This window comes from Stenotrophomonas sp. TWI169 (genome assembly GCF_039674705.1).
GTDB classification, from domain to species: Bacteria; Pseudomonadota; Gammaproteobacteria; order Xanthomonadales; family Xanthomonadaceae; genus Stenotrophomonas; species Stenotrophomonas maltophilia_P.
Genome location: NZ_JBDJOB010000040.1, coordinates 1 through 17031, shown reverse-complemented (window position 1 = coordinate 17031; position 17031 = coordinate 1). Strand labels below are relative to the sequence as shown.

General features: G+C 66.5%; 14 protein-coding genes. 4 read left to right on the top strand and 10 right to left on the bottom strand.

The window, feature by feature from the left end:
• Positions 1-72: 72 nt before the first annotated feature.
• The 4 genes from ABE543_RS18515 to ABE543_RS18500 all read right to left on the bottom strand — a co-directional run bounded on the left by ABE543_RS18515 (position 73) and on the right by ABE543_RS18500 (position 6845).
• On the bottom strand, positions 73-2037 hold the full coding sequence (locus ABE543_RS18515; protein WP_346476006.1) for a M2 family metallopeptidase: 1965 nt from the start codon (positions 2035-2037) through the stop codon (positions 73-75).
• Positions 2038-2631: 594 nt separating this feature from the next.
• Positions 2632-4281, bottom strand: coding sequence for a phosphoethanolamine--lipid A transferase (locus ABE543_RS18510; protein ID WP_346476005.1), 1650 nt, complete (start codon positions 4279-4281; stop codon positions 2632-2634).
• Positions 4278-5030 carry a phosphatase PAP2 family protein gene (locus ABE543_RS18505; RefSeq protein ID WP_193396925.1) on the bottom strand — a complete coding sequence of 251 codons (753 nt, stop codon included), beginning with the start codon at positions 5028-5030 and terminating at the stop codon, positions 4278-4280. The genes ABE543_RS18510 and ABE543_RS18505 overlap by 4 nt, the downstream gene beginning before the upstream one ends.
• A 111-nt stretch (positions 5031-5141) precedes the next feature.
• The gene (locus ABE543_RS18500; protein ID WP_065182656.1) at positions 5142-6845 is read right to left on the bottom strand and encodes a glycosyltransferase family 39 protein; all 1704 of its coding nucleotides are present in this window, start codon (positions 6843-6845) and stop codon (positions 5142-5144) included.
• Positions 6846-6976: 131 nt separating this feature from the next.
• Here ABE543_RS18500 and ABE543_RS18495 point away from each other — a divergent pair, with 131 nt between their 5' ends.
• Both ABE543_RS18495 and ABE543_RS18490 read left to right on the top strand, forming a co-directional pair.
• On the top strand, positions 6977-7690 hold the full coding sequence (locus ABE543_RS18495) for a response regulator transcription factor (protein WP_065174831.1): 714 nt from the start codon (positions 6977-6979) through the stop codon (positions 7688-7690).
• A complete protein-coding gene (locus ABE543_RS18490) occupies positions 7677-8963 on the top strand; it encodes a HAMP domain-containing sensor histidine kinase (RefSeq protein WP_346476004.1) in 1287 nt (428 codons plus the stop codon). The genes ABE543_RS18495 and ABE543_RS18490 overlap by 14 nt, the downstream gene beginning before the upstream one ends.
• Positions 8964-8977: 14 nt before the next feature.
• On the opposite strand, the gene ABE543_RS18485 is transcribed toward ABE543_RS18490, so the two are convergent.
• Positions 8978-9364 carry a VOC family protein gene (locus tag ABE543_RS18485; RefSeq protein WP_164151637.1) on the bottom strand — a complete coding sequence of 129 codons (387 nt, stop codon included), beginning with the start codon at positions 9362-9364 and terminating at the stop codon, positions 8978-8980.
• Between the two features lie 131 nt (positions 9365-9495).
• On the opposite strand from ABE543_RS18485, the gene ABE543_RS18480 reads away from it, so the two are divergent.
• On the top strand, positions 9496-10746 hold the full coding sequence (locus tag ABE543_RS18480) for a DUF819 family protein (protein ID WP_262100848.1): 1251 nt from the start codon (positions 9496-9498) through the stop codon (positions 10744-10746).
• Between the two features lie 70 nt (positions 10747-10816).
• Here ABE543_RS18480 and ABE543_RS18475 read toward each other — a convergent pair whose 3' ends face one another.
• On the bottom strand, positions 10817-11041 hold the full coding sequence (locus ABE543_RS18475) for a CstA-like transporter-associated (seleno)protein (protein ID WP_053519004.1): 225 nt from the start codon (positions 11039-11041) through the stop codon (positions 10817-10819).
• Complete coding sequence (locus ABE543_RS18470; protein ID WP_053519002.1) at positions 11041-13122, bottom strand: carbon starvation CstA family protein; 2082 nt, start codon at positions 13120-13122, stop codon at positions 11041-11043. Before ABE543_RS18470 ends, ABE543_RS18475 begins: the two co-directional genes overlap by 1 nt.
• A gap of 269 nt (positions 13123-13391) precedes the next feature.
• Here ABE543_RS18470 and ABE543_RS18465 point away from each other — a divergent pair, with 269 nt between their 5' ends.
• Positions 13392-14243 carry a pirin family protein gene (locus ABE543_RS18465; protein WP_065174835.1) on the top strand — a complete coding sequence of 284 codons (852 nt, stop codon included), beginning with the start codon at positions 13392-13394 and terminating at the stop codon, positions 14241-14243.
• Positions 14244-14437: 194 nt separating this feature from the next.
• On the opposite strand, the gene ABE543_RS18460 is transcribed toward ABE543_RS18465, so the two are convergent.
• The 3 genes from ABE543_RS18460 to ABE543_RS18450 form a co-directional block, all read right to left on the bottom strand.
• A complete protein-coding gene (locus ABE543_RS18460) occupies positions 14438-14896 on the bottom strand; it encodes a hypothetical protein (RefSeq protein WP_053518999.1) in 459 nt (152 codons plus the stop codon).
• A gap of 197 nt (positions 14897-15093) precedes the next feature.
• Complete coding sequence (gene aqpZ, locus ABE543_RS18455) at positions 15094-15813, bottom strand: aquaporin Z (RefSeq protein WP_080375317.1); 720 nt, start codon at positions 15811-15813, stop codon at positions 15094-15096.
• Between the two features lie 121 nt (positions 15814-15934).
• Entirely contained in the window at positions 15935-16798 is an 864-nt protein-coding gene (locus tag ABE543_RS18450; protein WP_053518997.1) for a pirin family protein, read from the bottom strand.
• Positions 16799-17031: the final 233 nt, after the last annotated feature.

The window sequence follows — 17031 nt, the reverse complement described above, 5'->3', positions numbered from 1 at the left end:
CTGCGGCCGCGGGCGCGCCCCGCCGCGCCCCCTGAACTCATGGGGCGGCTCAGGGGGGATCCGCCCCTTTTCTCATTTCGCCGCCGGTGCCGCGCTGGCCTGCCAGCCGCACATCTGGCCTTCGTTCTGCTGCTTGAGCCACTCATTGACCGGGCGGAAGTACTCGATCATCGGGCCGGCATCCAGCTTGTCGGTGCCGGTCAGCTCCTTCAGCGTGGCCTGCCACGGCTGGCTGGCGCCCTTGCTGAGCATCGCCCAGTACTTCTGGCCGGCTTCCTTGTTGCCGTAGAACGTGCACTCGTGCAGCGGGCCCTTGTAACCCGATGCATCGCACAGGCCCTTGTAGAACTGGAACTGCAGGATGCGGGCGAGGAAGTAGCGGGTGTACGGCGTATTGCCCGGCACGTGGTACTTCGCGCCCGGATCGAAGAACTCCTCGCCGCGGGTGCTGGCCGGGGCAACGCCCTGGTATTTGGCCTTCAGGTCCCACCATGCCTTGTTGTAGTTGTCGGCGGTGATCGATCCATCAAACACGCCCCAGCGCCAGCGGTCGATCATCAGGCCGAAGGGCAGGAATGAAACGCCCGACAGCGCCATGCGCATCTGCGCGTTGATCACGGCCTCGCGGCTTTCCTGCGGTGCATCAACGAGACCGATCGAATTCAGGTACTTGGGCGTCATCGCCAGCACGATCGTGTCGCCGATTGCTTCGTGGAAGCCATCGTTGGCGCCGCCCTGGAACAGGGGCGGCAACGGGTTGTAGGCCAGGTCGTAGTAGATGTGGCCCAGCTCGTGATAGATGGTGGTGAAGTTCTCTTCGTTCGGCTTGATGCACATCTTGGTGCGCACATCGCCTTCCATGTTCATGTCCCAGGCGCTGGCGTGGCAGACCACGTCACGGTCGTCAGGCTTGATGAACTGGGTCTTGTCCCAGTACGACTGCGGCAGCGAGGGCATGCCCAGCGACACGTAGAAATCCTGTGCGCGCTCGGTCATCTGTTTCGCGGTACGCAGTTCGGCCTCGCGCTGGGCCCTGTACTGGCCCGCGACGCTGGCATCCTTGCCGGCCTTGGCCAGCGCAGCACTCAGGTTGGTCTGGTACTGCTTTTCCAGTGCGGCGGTGATGTCCAGGCTTCCGGCACCGGGATAGGGCTCCAGCTGGTCCCACAGGTTGGACCAGTCCTGCTGCCACATGTTGCCCAGCAAGTGCGCGGCGATCAGGCCATTACCCACCTCGGCCTTGTCCTTGCCGTAGGTCTTGTCCAGCTTGCCGCGCGCGTAGCAGTGCAGCTGCTCGTACATCGGCTTGACCTGCTCCCACAGGCGGTCGGTTTCCGGGCCGATCTGCTCCGGCGGCATGTCATAGCCGCTGCGCCACATCTGCCCGGCGTCGGTGAAGCCCATGCCCTTGGCGCCTTCGTTCACCAGGCTGACGAACTTCTGGTAGTCGCCACGCATGTTCCGCGTGGTGCTGTGCCAGCCCTGCCAGGCATCAAGCTGCGCGTCGTAGTCGCGGCTGCGTGCCAGCACCTGTTCCAGTTCCCCCAGCTGGCGGCAGGAGGCCGGGTCGTTCGCATCGGTGCAGTACTTGCCGGCACCGTAGCTGCCCTCCATGCGGGTGGCGATCTGGGTCAGCTCGGCCAGCTTGGCCGGGTCGCGCGGTGCCGGCATCGAGGACATCAGCTTCAGCAGATGGATCGCACGCTTGCTGTCTGCGCTCATCGGCTGGCCCTCGAACTTCGCGGCCTGCTCGATCCAGCTGTTGAGCTGGGTCAGTGAACGCTCGTTGGCCTTGGCCGCGATGCGCTCCGAATCGCTGTTGATGTAGGTGGAAGACAGCCACTGCGCCGAGGTCATCTCCGGATAGGCAGCCTTGTATTCGGCATTGATGCGGGCAACGAACTGGTCGGCGGTCTCGCCGGCCGGTGCGCTGCTGCCGGCGGTCTCGGCGCCGGGGGACGCTTCCTTCTTGCAGGCAGCCAGGGCCAGCGTGGCGGCGGCGACAGCAGCGGCCAGCAGGAGATGACGGTGTTTCACGGGCGGTCCTTGGGTGGTGAACGACGGCCGAAGGCTAGTGGGCAGGCGCTGCCACCGCAAGTGGCGGAAGTCGGCCGGGCCGCGCCCGGCACCCGCAGAAGCCTTCCAGCAAGGGCAAAGGCCAAAGCAACAGCAACAGCGGGCTATCCGTGGGATGGCGGGGCGGTGTGGGCTTGCAGGACACGCCGTAAACCCATCCATGGGGGCTCGATGGCGCCATCCATGGCGCCAACGGTCCTGCAATCCCACACCGCCCCACCTCTGACAGATCGCGGCGGCTGTTGGTGGGTGTCGACCTTGGTCGGCACATCTGTCAGGTATCGACAATCAAATTGGGGTCAGATCCGTTTTCCGCAGGAAAACGGATCTGACCCCGGAATTTCACCTACCAACAGCGGAGTGAACCTGTCGAAGGCAGGGTACTGTGAGTTTGCGGGGTGTGAGCGCCATGGATGGCGCGACCAAGGCTACATGGACGTACTTGCGCCGTCCCCGCGAACCCACAGTGCCCCGCCATCCCACGGAATGCGCTTCGGCTTTTGACGTTGCCTCGGCTTCTGCGGGTGCAGGGCTGCAAGCCCTGCCGAACCCCCCTCAACTCTCGCAGCCGGCGAACACGTCGCGATCGCGCTCGTACAGCGCCGTCTTCACCTGCATCAGGCCCAGCACCGACGGGAACAGGTTGTCGTGGTCGGTATACGCTGCCGAACGCTTGCGCACGCATTGCAGGTCCAGCCCGCGACTGCTGGCGAAGCCCGGCGAGAACCACATCGTCATCGGTACGCGGGTCTGCTCGGCCGGGGCGATCGCATAGGGCACGCCGTGCAGGTACAGGCCCTTCTCACCCAGCGATTCGCCATGGTCGGACAGGTAGATCATCGCTGTGTCGTAGTCCTGCATGCCCTGCAGCGTGCCGATGGTCTTGCTCAGGAAATGATCGGTGTACAGCACGGCATTGTCATAGCTGTTGGTGATCTCTTCGCGTGAGCAACGGCCGATGTCACGGGTGTCGCAGGTTGGCTTGAAGCGGGCAAAGGCGGCCGGATAGCGCTCGAAGTACGCCGGGCCATGGTTGCCCAGCTGGTGCAGCACGACCACGCGGTCGCCGGGCCTGGCACGCACCTGGGTGGCCAGGTCCTGCAGCAGGATCTCGTCCATGCAGCGGCCGTCGGCGCACAGGCCCGGGGTGGTCGCATCGGACAGCGACTGGAAGTCCAGCCCCTCGCACACGCCTTTGCAGCCGGACTGGTTGTCACGCCACAGCGGTGCGATGCCGGCACGGTTCAGTACGTGCAGCAGCGACTGGTGCGCGCGGATCTTCTTCTCGTCGTAGTCGTGGCGTCCCCATGGCGAGAACAGGCAGGGCAGCGAAACTTCGGTGCTGGTGCCGCAGGAGTGCATGTCGGGGAAGTTGATCACCGGTGCCTGGGCCAGTTCCGGCGTGGTATTGCGGCCGCCGTTGAGGCCCCAGTTCTGTGCACGCACGGTCTCGCCCATCACGATTACCAGCAGCCGCGGTTTGCTCGCCGCAGCGCGTGGGGTGGCCTTGGCGTCGGTGCCGATCGGCAGTTTCGGCGCGCGCTGTACCGGGTTGTCGCCGCGCAGTGCACGTGGAAGACCCAGCAGCACGTTGGCCGGGGTGGCGAGGTAACGCACTTCACGCTGGTTGCGCATCAGTGCGGAGACGTCCTGGAACGAGATCAGTGCACCGCCAACAGCGGTCACCGCAGCCACCGCCAGGAAGCCCAGGCGCCACAGCAGGCTGCGCCCCCAGCTGCGCCGCTGCAGCTGCACCCGCCACACCAGCACCATCGGCAGTGCCGCCAGCAGCAGTACCGGCCACAGCAGCGAGACCGTCATCAGTTCGCGGCTTTCCTTCGGATCGGTCGCCAGCACGTTGCGCAGCATGTCCGCGTCCAGATAGATGTGGTAACGGCTCATGTAGTGGGCGGCGAAGGCCGTTACCAGCAGCAGCGCGCTGATCACCACCTTGGCGTTCCAGCGCCAGACCAGCAGGCCCAGCAGCAGGCCATGCGTGCCGAGCAGCAACAGCAGCAGCGACACCGCGTAGCGCAGGCTCTCCGGGTGGCTGGCCATCGCGCTGCGCCAGAACAGGCCGTTGCCGGCCAGGGCGAAGAACAGGCTGGTCAGCGCGATCAACGCCTCGGTGGACAGCTGTGGCCGCCAGCTGCGCAGGACGGCCAGCGATGGCACACGGAACGAGCGTTGGACCGAAGCATTCATGCGTTCGCCTCCAGGCGGTTGGTGCGGTCCAGGTGATGGCGGACCAGAACGTACAGCCCCAGTGACAGCAGCCAGCACAGCAGGGCTGTGGCAAGGTCATGCGACAGAAAATGTGCACCCCGCAGCTGCTGGCTGATGCCGAACAGCAGCCCGCTGCCCAAGCCCAGTGCCAGGCCGGTCCAGCGCCAGGCAGGACGCCACAGCAGGGCGAAAAAGTACAGGCTCAGCCAGGCATAGCCGGCACTGGCATGGCCGGCGGGAAAGCACGCGGTCATCGGCATGTCGGCCGGACGATGGCTGAAAAGCCCGATATAAGGCTGGTGGCCGCCGTAGCGCAGCAGATCCCACGGGCAGTCCATCGGCACCAGCGACTTCAGCAGAGACACGCCGCCGGTTCCCAGCGCCAGGGCAATTACGACATAAAGCAGCGCCCATCGCAGGGTGCGATCACGTCCGCGGCGCCAGTGGTGAAAGCTCAGCAGTATCACCACCAGCGCCGCGGCGGTGCTGAACCACTTGCCGCCCCGGTGCACCAGCGAGCGGGTGAACCACGCGTCCTGCAGTGCCCAGCGGCCGCCCTCCAACCGGAACAGGTGGTCAGCCAGCCACTGATCGGCTCCCCCCTCCATGAACACGGCGAACAGGGGCAGCACGATGAGCAGTGGAAGCCACAGGTGGGTCACGGCGAACCGCGATGCCAGCGTGGAGTAGGCCGAAGCAACCCCGGAGACGGGAGGACGGACGGACATGCAGGAAAACACCGTGACGATGAACCGGCGCCATGCTCGTCAGGTTGATGTCGGAGAAGGGTCGGACCTGCGTTCGGGCCGGGTTAACCGCCGGCCCGCGTGGGGGATGATTCAGTCTTCTTCTTCGTTGGCGCCGGCCCGCTCGGCGTGGCAGCCGGCATCCCAGGCAGTGCCGGGCACCAGCTGCCAGCGGTTGCGGTTGGCGACGCCGATGTCGATCACCTGGGCGGCATCCACGCAGGGACTCATCGCCTTGTCGAGCACCAGCAGCCAGCGCCGGTCGGGTGCTTCGGCCAGCCAGGGGCCGGCGTCGTGCCACTGTTCAGGCCAGGGCCGCTTGAAGCCGAACTCGCGCACGGCGCGGTCGGCCTGCAGCAGGTTCTGCTCGCGCCAGGCCACCAGTGCCAGTTCGGCATCGGGGCCGATCCTCGCGCCGACCCGGCGCATCAGCGCCGACGACGAGGCGTAGGGGTCGAGCGCCGGAATCAGCACCAGGCCGTACAGCATCCACAGCAGGCCGTGGGTGAGCAGTACCAGGGTGGCGGCGCGCCGCACGCGCAACCACACAGCCAGGGTAGCCACGGCGATCGCGAACGTCAGCAGGCCGTCGCCCAGCACCGGCAGCAGGGTGTCGGGCATCGCCCGCCGCTGCAGCTGCGCCTGCGCCCAGTGACTTTCGGTGAGCAGCATCACGCCCAGCACGGCGGTTGCCAGCATCAGCACCAGGCTGTAACCGAACAGATACCGGCGCACGCACAGCCTGCGCAGCAGGCCGGGCAGCAGGGGCGCGGCGGCAAGGGCCACGGCAGGCAGCATCGGCAGCAGGTAGACCTCGCGCTTGCCGGGGCTGGCGCTGAAGAACACCAGCACCAGCAGCGCCCACCCCAGCAGCAGCCACTGCCGGCGGTCGCCACGGCGCAGGCGCCGCCACCACGGGCGGGCCAGCACCGGCAGCAACAGGGCACCCGGCAGCCACAGTGTCAGGATCACCTGCAGGTAGTACCAGACCGGCTGCCGGTGGTGCCAAGCGTTGGCATAGCGGGTGCCGGTCTGCTTGAACAGCAGTTCATGCGCATAGGACTGCAGCGAGGCACTGGGTTCGTGCAGCAGGGCCCAGCCCAGCGGGGCCAGCCAGACGGCCACGCCGAGCAGGAATGCAGGGATCAGCCACAGCAGGGTCGCCGGGTGCGGGCCCTCGATGCGACGGCCGCGGCGATGCTGGTACAGCCACCAGCCGAACCAGGGCAGCACCATCAGCAGCGGCAGGAAACCTACGCCTTTGGTCACCGTGCCCAGGCCGGCGGCAAAGCCGGCCAGCCACAGCGCCGGCACATTGCGTCGCTCGCACAGATGCCGCAGCAGGCCCCACAGGGCCAGCGTGGTCATCCCGACCAGCACCATATCGATCTGCGCACGCTTGGCCATCAGGCCGAACTGCAGGGTGCAGAACAGGGCACCGATGGCATAGAGGGAGTGGCGCGGCGACCACAGTCGGCGTGCCAGATCCGACACCAACCACAGACTGAGCAGGGCCCCCAGCAGCGAAGGCAGCAGGAACGACCACTGCCAGCTGCCTACCACTTCGTAGGCCGCCGCCTGCAGCCACATGAACACCGGCGGCTTCTCCGCATACAGCTCGCTGCCACGATGCGGCAGCAGCCATTCCCCGCTTTCCACCATGGTCCTGGCGGCCAGTACGAAGCGGGGTTCGTCCGGTGGCTGCGGTTGGCGCATGCCGATGCCGGCAGCCAGCGCCGCGATGATCAACAGCCAGAGCAGGGGCAGGCGCCAACGGCGGGGCAGGGCTACGGGCACGGCAGGCTCCGGGAGCAAAACGGCCATTTTGAGGCGGCGGGGGTGGGAAAAGCGTCGGAGTATCGCCGGGGCGACCTCATTCCGACATGCGTGGCGCTACCATGGTACGAACTTCCGTGGAACTTTCATGCATGCGCCTGTTGGTGATCGAGGACAACCGGCAGCTGGTGGCCAATCTGTTCGACTACTTCGAGTCGCGCGGTCATGTGCTGGATGTGGCTCCCGATGGCATCACCGGCCTGCATCTGGCGGGCAGCCATCCCTATGACGCGGTGATCCTGGACTGGATGCTGCCCCGGATGGAGGGGCCGGAAGTGCTGCGCCGCCTGCGTGCCGAGCATGGCTCGGAGGTGCCGGTGATCATGCTGACCGCACGCGACGAACTGCCGGACAAGATTGCCGGCTTCCGTGCCGGCGCTGATGACTACCTGACCAAGCCGTTCGCGTTGCCGGAGCTGGAAGTGCGGCTGGAGGCCCTGCTGCTGCGGGCACAGGGACGCAACCCCCGCAAGCGGCTGCAGGTGGGTGATCTGGTGCTGGACCTGGCGACCCTGGAGGCGCAGCGCGCCGGACAGGTCCTGCATCTGTATCCGGCCTGCCGCAAGCTGCTGGAAGTGCTGATGCGCGCCAGCCCCGGCGCGGTCACCCGCCAGCAGCTCGAATTCGCCCTGTGGGGCGACGAGCCACCGGACGGCGACCTGCTGCGCTCGCATGTCTACGAACTGCGCCGCAGCGTGGATGGACCGTTCGTGGACAAGCTGATCCACACGCTGCCGCGGGTCGGCTACCGGTTGGCCCTGCCCACCGCCGCCGAGGCCGGCAGGAATGACGATGAAGGTGCGTAGACCCGGCCCGCTGTACCGCCGCGTGCTGTGGTGGCTGCTGGGCTACCTGGCACTGCTTTCGCTGGCGGTGTTCAGCGTGGGCAACTATGTGCACGAGCACGCCGAACACGCCGCCTGGCGCGCGCTGCTCAACTCCGAACTGGACAGCATCGTCGAGCATGTCGAGCACGAGCCACACTATCGATGGCAGGACTCGGACACGCTCAGCCTGTACCGTTTCGACGCGGTGAATCTGCCTGACAGCCTGCGCACCCTGCATCCCGGCCTGCATGACGGGGTGATGGTGAAGGACCGCGAAACGGCGGTCATGGTGCGTGATACGGACTCGATGGGGCGCGTTGCGCTGGTGCTGGACATCTCCGACTTCCACGACCTTGAGCAGTTCGCCACGCGGTGGGTGATGCTGGCCGGGGTGATCATGATCTTCGTCACCGTGCTGATGGCGTCCTTCGGCATGGAGCGCATGGTGCGTCCGCTCAGCCTGCTGGCGCAGCGCATCGGCGCGTTGCGGCCGGGCGCGCAGGGCCAGCGCATCGATGTCGACCCGCGTGGCAGTTCCGAGCTGCACACCATCGCCGATGCGTTGAATGACTACCTCGAACGCAACGAGCAGTTCGTTGAACGCGAGCGGGTGTTCATCAGCACTGCCAGCCATGAGCTGCGCACCCCGATTGCGGTGATGACCGGCGCCGCCGAGCTGGCACTGGAGCAGCCGGGCCTGCCAGACCGTGCCCGGCAGCAGATCCAGCGCGTGCTGCGCACCGCGCAGGGCGTGGAGCAGCTGATCGAACTGCTGCTGGTGCTTGCGCGCGATCCGGCGCGGCTGGCGGCGCGTGCCGAGCGCATCGCACTGGACCAGCTGCTGCCGGACATCGTCGAGCATCATCGCCATCTGCTGGGCGACAAGGACCTGAGCATCGGTATCCAGGCCGCGCCGGTGGACATCGTTGCCCCGCTGGCGGTGGTGCAGGCGGCGATCGGCAACCTGTTGCGCAACGCGATCGAGAACAGCGGCCGCGGGCACATCGAACTGCGCCTGAGCGCTTCGGCGGTGCTGACCTTGCAGGACCCGGGGCATGGCATGAGCCCGGAGGAGATCGCTGCGATCCACGCACGCATGGCCCGGGGAGAGCGTGTCGATCGTGGCGGGATCGGCCTGGACCTGATCGCGCGCCTGTGCGAGCACCTTGGCTGGACCCTGCAGCTGCAGCCCTGCGAGCCGCGCGGGACGCAGGCCACGCTGGATTTCGGTGCTTCGCTCCCAGGCGGATGATCGCAGTCGCGGGGTCAGGCCTTCGGCCGCGGCACATGCTGGTCGACCAGGATCACGTTGCCGTCCGGATCCATCAGTTGCAGGAAGGCGGGGCCTTCACTGTCGGGATCGGCCCGGACCTGCAGCGCGATACCCTGCGCATCCAGCGCTGCCTGCAGTTCGCGGACGTCCTGGAAACGCGGCAGTTCCTGCTTGTGCTGGTCCCAGCCCGGGTTGAAGGTCAGCAGGTTGCCTTCAAACATGCCCTGGAACAGGCCGATGACGACACCGTTGTTGCGCAGTACCAGCCAGTTCTGCGTCGCATCGCCGCCGGTGACCGAGAAGCCCAGCGCCTCATAGAACGCGCGGGAGGCGGCCAGGTCCTTGACCGAAAGGCTGACCGAGAAGGCACCCAGTTGCATGGACACGCTCCGTTTCGGGAAAGGCGAGGCCGGCACTGCAGCATGACCCGCCGTGAAGAGGGTGTTAATCTCGACCCGCGCCGCCTTATGCGGCGCTTTTTTTTCCGCTCTTTCGATCGACAGAGGATCCCATGCCGACCGAACCCGCTACTGCCCTGATCAGCAACGATATCGTTGGCCTGGGCCTGATTGCTGCCACCCTGGCCCTGATCTTCTGGGCCGCCAGTGGTCCCACCCCGCTGCTGAAGAAGATCTTCGCCTGGGTGCCGGCCCTGCTGCTGTGTTACTTCGTTCCTGCCATCTACAACACCACCGGCCTGATCGATGGCCACAACACCTCGCTGTACAACCCGGTGGCGCGCGATGTGCTGCTGCCGGCGGCGCTGGTGCTGCTGACCCTGTCGATCGACCTCAAGGGCATCGCCAAGCTGGGCCCCAAGCTGCTGCTGGTGTTCTGTGCCGGTACCGCCGGCATCATGCTCGGCGCCATCGTCTCGTTCCAGGTGATGAAACTGATCCACCCGGAAACGGTGGCTGGTGATACCTGGGCCGGCATGGCCGCACTGGCCGGCAGCTGGATCGGCGGCGGCGCCAACATGGTCGCGATGCGCGAAGTGTTTGGTACCGATGCGACCACGTTCGGCCAGTTCGCCGTGGTCGATGTGGCCTGCGCCAGCCTGTGGATGGCCATCCTGCTGTTCCTGGCCAACCGCGCGCAGCAGATCGACACGCGCAACGGTGCCGACACCCGTGCCATCGACGAGATGAAGGCGCGCATCAGCGCCTATGAAGCGCAGAACGCGCGTATTCCCAGCATGACCGACCTGATGGTGATCGTCGGCGTTGCCCTGGGCGGTGTCGGCCTGGCGCACGCGATCGCCGCGCCGCTGTCGGGCTGGTTCAAGGCCAACGTCAGCTGGGCCAGCCAGTTCAGCCTGGACAGCCAGTTCGTCTGGGTGATCCTGCTGTCCACCGCGATGGGCCTGAGCCTGAGTTTCACCCGCGCACGTCGTCTGGAAGCGGCGGGTGCCTCGCGCCTGGGCACGGTGTTCCTGTACTTCCTGATCGCCTGCATCGGCATGCAGATGAACCTGCTGTCGCTGCTGGATCGGCCGTGGCTGTTCCTGCTCGGCGCGATCTGGATGGCGACCCATGTGCTGGTGCTGTGGGCCGTGGCCAAGCTGGTCCGTGCACCGCTGTTCTTCTTCGCCATTGGTTCGCAGGGCAACATCGGTGCGGCGGCATCGGCGCCGGTGGTGGCTGCGGCCTTCCATCCGACACTGGCACCGGTCGGCGTGCTGCTCGGCACGGTGGGCTATGCCACCGGCACCGGGCTGGCCTATGTCACCGGCCTGATCCTGAAGTGGATGGCCAACGGCTGAGCGCCGGTCGCGCTCTGCGTCTCCCTGCAACGGGCGCCGGGTTTCATGCCCGGCGCCCGCGTCATGCCTTTCAGCAGCAGCGTCCGCCGTTGCGTCCGCCGTACCGCGCTTCCTGACGTTCGCGGAAGAACGTCTTGTAGTCCATCGGTTCCTGGTCCGGATGCTTCTCCAGCATGTGCCGGACGTAGTTGTCGTAATCAGGGATGCCACAGCACAGGCGTGCCGTCTGCACCAGGCGTCGCCACACGCGGCGGTGCGCCTGGTACTGGCCAACGGGAACCAGTTGCGTGCTCATTACAGATCCACCATTTCATGTGGCTTCAGCGCCACGTACGGGGTCTCGCGGTCGCTGCGCTGCGGATTGCGGCGTGCGGCCAGGATCGTGCGGATCGAATAGGTCAGCACCGCACCCACCACCAGCAGGAACAGCGCGGTCAGGCCGGTGTTGACGTAGGCATTGACCACGATCTGCTGCATCTGCGCCACCGACTTGGCCGGTGCGGTGATCGTATCGCTGGCGATGGCGGCCTGGAACTTGTGCGCCTGCGCCAGGAAGCCCTGTGCCGGGTTGCTGTCGAAGATCTTGATGAAGCCGGCATAGGTGGTGCAGATCAGCAGCCAGGTGGCCGGTACTGCGGTCACCCAGGCATAGCGGTCACGCTTCATCTTGAACAGCACCACCGTCCCCAGCATCAGCGCGATACCGGCCAGCATCTGGTTGGAGATGCCGAACAGCGGCCACAGGGTCTGGATGCCGCCGAACGGATCGACCACGCCGGTGTAGAGCAAGTAGCCCCACAGCGCCACGCAGCCGGCCGTGCCGATGATGTTGGCCGTCCACGACTCGGTCTTCTTCAGCGCCGGAATGAAGTTGCCCAGCAGATCCTGCAGCATGAAGCGGCCTGCGCGGGTGCCCGCATCCACGGCGGTCAGGATGAACAACGCTTCGAACAGGATGGCGAAGTGGTACCAGAACGCCATCATCGCGTCGCTGCCGCTGGGAATGGCTTCATGCAGGATCATTGCGATGCCCACCGCCAGCGTCGGAGCACCACCGGCGCGGTGCAGGATCGTCGGCTCGCCGATCGCGGCGGCCGTGGCGGTCAGCTGTTCCGGCGTGATGGTGAAGCCCCAGGTGTTGGTGATGTAGTGCGCGGCAGACGCCGCATCGGCACCGATCACCGCCGCCGGGCTGTTCATCGCGAAGTAGATGCCCGGATCGATGATCGACGCAGCCACCAGCGCCATCACCGCCACGAACGATTCCATCAGCATGCCGCCATAGCCGATGTAGCGCATGTGCGATTCATTGGCCAGCAGCTTCGGCGTGGTGCCCGAGGAAATCAGCGCGTGGAAACCGGATACCGCGCCGCAGGCAATGGTGATGAACAGGAACGGGAACATGCCGCCCTTCCACACCGGGCCATCGCCACTGGCGGCGAACTGGGTCAGTGCGGGCATTTTCAGCTCGGGCATCACGATCAGGATGCCGATGGCCAGAGCGACGATGGTGCCGATCTTGAGGAAGGTCGACAGGTAGTCGCGCGGTGCCAGCAACAGCCACACGGGCAGCACCGAAGCGACGAAGCCGTAGCCGATCAGCATCCAGGTGATCTGCGTGCCGGTGAAGGTGAAGGCCGGGCCCCACACCGGATCTGCAGCAACCTTGCCGCCGTACCAGATCGCGGCCAGCAGCAGCACCAGGCCCACCACCGAGATCTCGCCGATCTTGCCTGGCCGGATGTAGCGCATGTAGATGCCCATCAGGATCGCGATGGGCATCGTGGCTATCACCGTGAACATGCCCCAGGGGCTTTCCGCCAGCGCCTTGACCACCACCATCGCCAGCACCGCCAGGATGATGATCATGATCAGGAACGCGCCGAACAGCGCGATGGTGCCGGGCACCTGTCCCATTTCCTCGCGGACCAGATCGCCCAGTGAGCGGCCGTTGCGCCGGCTGGACAGGAACAGGACCATGAAGTCCTGTACCGCACCGGCCAGCACCACGCCCACCACCAGCCACAGCAGTCCGGGCAGGTAGCCCATCTGCGCCGCGAGCACCGGGCCCACCAGTGGACCGGCGCCGGCGATGGCCGCGAAGTGGTGGCCGAACAGCACGTGCTTGTTGGTCGGCACGTAGTCCAGGCCATCGTTGTTGATCACCGCCGGCGTAGCCCGGGTCGGATCCACCTGCATCACCTTGTTGGCGATGAACAGGCTGTAGAAGCGATAGGCGATCAGGTAGATCGAAACAGCGGCGACGACGATCCACAGCGCGTTGATATGTTCGCCGCGGCGCAAGGCCACGGTGCCCAGACAGAACGCGCCGAGCAGGGCGAGTGCCGCCCAACCCAGTTTGGCAAACCCTTTCATGAGGTGCTCTCTCCCGGAAAGACATTCAAAGAGTCCCGCGTGCCCTTTACAGGGTCAATGCGTGCGGGGCCCATCGGCGGTAGTACTTTGGTCGTACGAAGGTGGTGACCGCGTGTGCGGCATGGGCTGCGGGCAGACATCCGTGTCGCGGAACCGCCGGCATGACGCCCGGCGAACACCAGGGATGGAACAATCGGTTGCGGCGTCATCCATTGGCGGACGGCGCCGCGGCGTCCATCTTCAGTGGCATCCATCCAACAGGAGTCGCCATGAGCCTTCCCGAACCGGTCCGCGTCCTGCGCACCATCCGTGGCATGCCCACGTCCGACGGCGCCGGCGTGCGCCTGACCCGTGTCATCGGCGGCCCGACGCTGCCGGATCTGGATCCGTTCCTGCTGCTGGATGAATTCGGTACGGACCGCGCCGAAGACTACATCGCCGGTTTCCCGGAGCATCCGCACCGCGGTTTCGAGACGGTCACCTACATGCTGGACGGACGCATGCGCCACCGCGACAACCACGGCAACGAGGGCCTGCTGACCCCGGGCAGCGTGCAGTGGATGACTGCAGGCCGGGGCCTGGTGCATTCGGAGATGCCGGAACAGGAAAGCGGGCAGATGCGCGGTTTCCAGCTGTGGGTGAACCTGCCCGCGCGCGAGAAGATGACGGACCCGAAGTACCAGGAGTTCGCGCCGGAACGCATCCCGGTGGTGCAGCCGGAGCCGGGTGTGGAGGTGAAGGTGATCGCCGGTACTGTCGATGGCACCACCGGCCCGATCGTGCAGCCGGCCACCGATCCGTTGTATCTGGACGTCCGCCTCGAGGCCGATCGTGCCTGGACCTACACGCTTCCGGAAGGCCACAACGCGTTTGCCTATGTCTTCGAGGGCGCGATCACGGTCGGCGAGCAGGATGCCGCACGGGATGTGGCGCGCCAGGAACTGGCGGTGCTCGGTGGCGGTGAACAGCTGCACGTTTCGGCTGGCAGCGAAGGGGGGCGGCTGATTCTGGTGGCCGGCCGGCCACTGCGGGAGCCGGTGATGCGGCATGGCCCGTTCGTGATGAACACGCGCCAGGAACTGATGCAGGCCTTCGTCGATTTCCAGGAAGGCAGGTTCTGAGGGCCGACGCCGCCCCCCAGGAGGAAGCCGGTAGCGCCGGGCCATGCCCGGCGGAAGAGGTCGGTAGCGCCGGGCCATGCCCGGCGGATCTCCGGCACAACACGCGCAACGCACATCCATCAGGCCATGCCCGGCGTTGCTGCCAACGCGTCGGATCCGGCGGGGATGCTGCCAGGCAGTCATCCCCATCACCGTCAACGTCCGGCGGCCACGGCTGAAGGCGTCAGGCTCATGCCCTGCGCCAGCTGCTGCAGCGACCCCAGTTCCTGCGTGCTGCCCGGGTACAGGGCAATCTGCGCATAGCGGCCCTTGTCCAGCTTGATCACGCTGATGCGTCGTTCGGCGTATCCCGGCGGCTGCTGTCCACCCAGATCGGGCTGGTACCAGTACAGTGACTCGCCGGCGAAACTGCCTTTTTCCTGGCGCAGCGAGCGGCTGAGCGGAATCGCCGGATCGCGTGCGCTCAGCATCAGGCTCAGTACTTCCCGTCCATCCTCGGTGCTGGCGCGGCAGAGCAGGAAGTCCGACTGCACCTGCTGCTGCCATTTCAGGCCGCTGCTCGCCGGCAGCGAAGGACATTCGGCGGGTGCCTGCGCGGCGGCCTGGGCCGCAGCAAACAACAGGCTCGACAGGACAACAGGCGCGAACTTCATGCATCCCCCAAGGTGGCGTGTCGTGTGACGCCGCCATGCTGCTGGCGGCCGTGGCATCCCATCCCCGGATGCCATCCCCGCCCGGCATGTGCACGGGCGGTCAAACAGACCTTAACGGAACGTGAGTGCCCGCACAAATTGCGGTTACAACCGTAACCATTGCGGCCGATTGTCGGCCGCAATGGTCCGGGCAGCGCTCAACGGTCGTTACCGACCCACTTGTAGATGATGCCGCCGATCATGCCGCCCAGCAGCGGGGCGACCCAGAACAGCCAGAGCTGGCCGACCGCGCCGCTGCCGGCGAAGAACGCCACGGCGGTGGACCGAGCCGGGTTCACCGATGTGTTGGTGACCGGGATGCTGATCAGATGGATCAGGGTCAATGCCAGACCGATCGCCAGCGGGGCGAACCCTGCCGGTGCCTTGCCATGGGTGGCGCCCATGATCACGACCAGAAATACCGCAGTCAGCACCACTTCGCACAGGAAGGCGGCCGCCACGCTGTACCCGCCGGGCGACAGCGCGCCGTAGCCATTGCTGGCGAAGGCCCCGGCCTGGCTGCCGTCGATGGCGAAGCCGCTGGCGCCCGAAGCGATCTGCAGCAGGATGAAGCCGGCCAGCAGGCCGCCCGCGACCTGGGCGATGATGTACGGCACCAGGTCGCGGGCCGGGAAGCGGCCGCCGGCCCACAGGCCCACGCTGACTGCCGGATTGAAGTGCGCGCCGGACACGTGACCGAACGCGTAGGCGCCGGTGACCACGGTCAAGCCGAACGCGAGTGCCACGCCCAGGAAGCCGATGCCCAGCGGATTGCCGTCGCCGCCGAACTTGGCAGCCAGTACCGCACTGCCACAGCCACCCAGAACCAGCCAGAAAGTGCCGAGGAACTCGGCGGCCAAGCGTTTACCCATGCTCATGAACTGCACTCCTTTGATGAACTAAAATGTGAAACAGGTCACATTTCAGTGACCGGCGAGTGACGATAGCGTCAAAGGCCGGTGCAGGGATACACCTCAGGGTGTGTGCAGCGCGCGATGCTCAGTACTGCGGCAGCGGGATGAACTCCTTGTCGTCGCCAGGAATGCTGCCGAACCGGCCGGCTTCCCAGTCCTGTTTCGCCTGTTCGATGCGCTCCTTGGAGCTGGAAACGAAGTTCCACCACAGGTGACGCGGGCCATCCAGCGGTTCGCCGCCGAACAGCATGGCCTTGAGCGGGGTCTTCGCGCGCAGCCGGCCGCGCGCGCCGGCCTCGGGAATCACCAGGTGCTGCGCCGGGATGTCCACGCCATCCAGCTGCGCCTGGCCTTCGAGGATGTACAGCGCCCGCTCGCGGTGGCCGTCATCGATGTCGATCTCCGCGTCGGGATCGAGGTCGATGGCTACATTGAGCGTGTCGGCGAAGACCTTCACCGGCGACTCCTCGCCATAGGCGCGGCCTGCGATCACGCGCAGCCAGGCACCGTTGCGGCGCTGCTCCGGGAGGGTCGCGGCGGCGTGGTGATAGAACGCCGGCTCCACTTCCTCGTGCGACTTCGGCAATGCCACCCAGGTCTGCATCCCGTGGATCGGATGGTCGTGACCGCGCTCCGGCGGGGGCGTGCGTTCGGAGTGCGCGATGCCGCGGCCGGCGGTCATCCAGTTGACGTCGCCGGGACGGATCACCTGGTCCGAGCCGAGCGTGTCGCGGTGGCCGATGGCGCCGGACCAGAGGAAGGTGACGGTGGCCAGGCCGATATGCGGATGGGGACGCACGTCGATGCCGGTACCTGCGGTAAGGACGGCCGGGCCCATCTGGTCGACGAATACGAACGAACCGATGCTGCGGGCCTGCAGGGTGGGGACGGCGCGGCGGACTTCCAGGCCGCCGATGTCGTGTACGCGCGGGGCGATGATGGTGGTCATGCGGGCGTCTCGCTGGCAGGGATCAAGGGTGCCAGCATGGCATGCGGCCGTGACGGGCACATGCCCCATGCGGGTAACAGGGTGTTCCAGCCAACGGCGCAGCCCCTCGTGGCTGGGTTGCTGGATGCGGGTCAGGATGCGAGTCAGTGTTTGGGCCGGGGGGGGGGGGGGGGGGGGGGGGGCCCCGGGAGGCCCACAACGGGGGGGGGGGGGGGCCCGCACCGGGGCCCCGC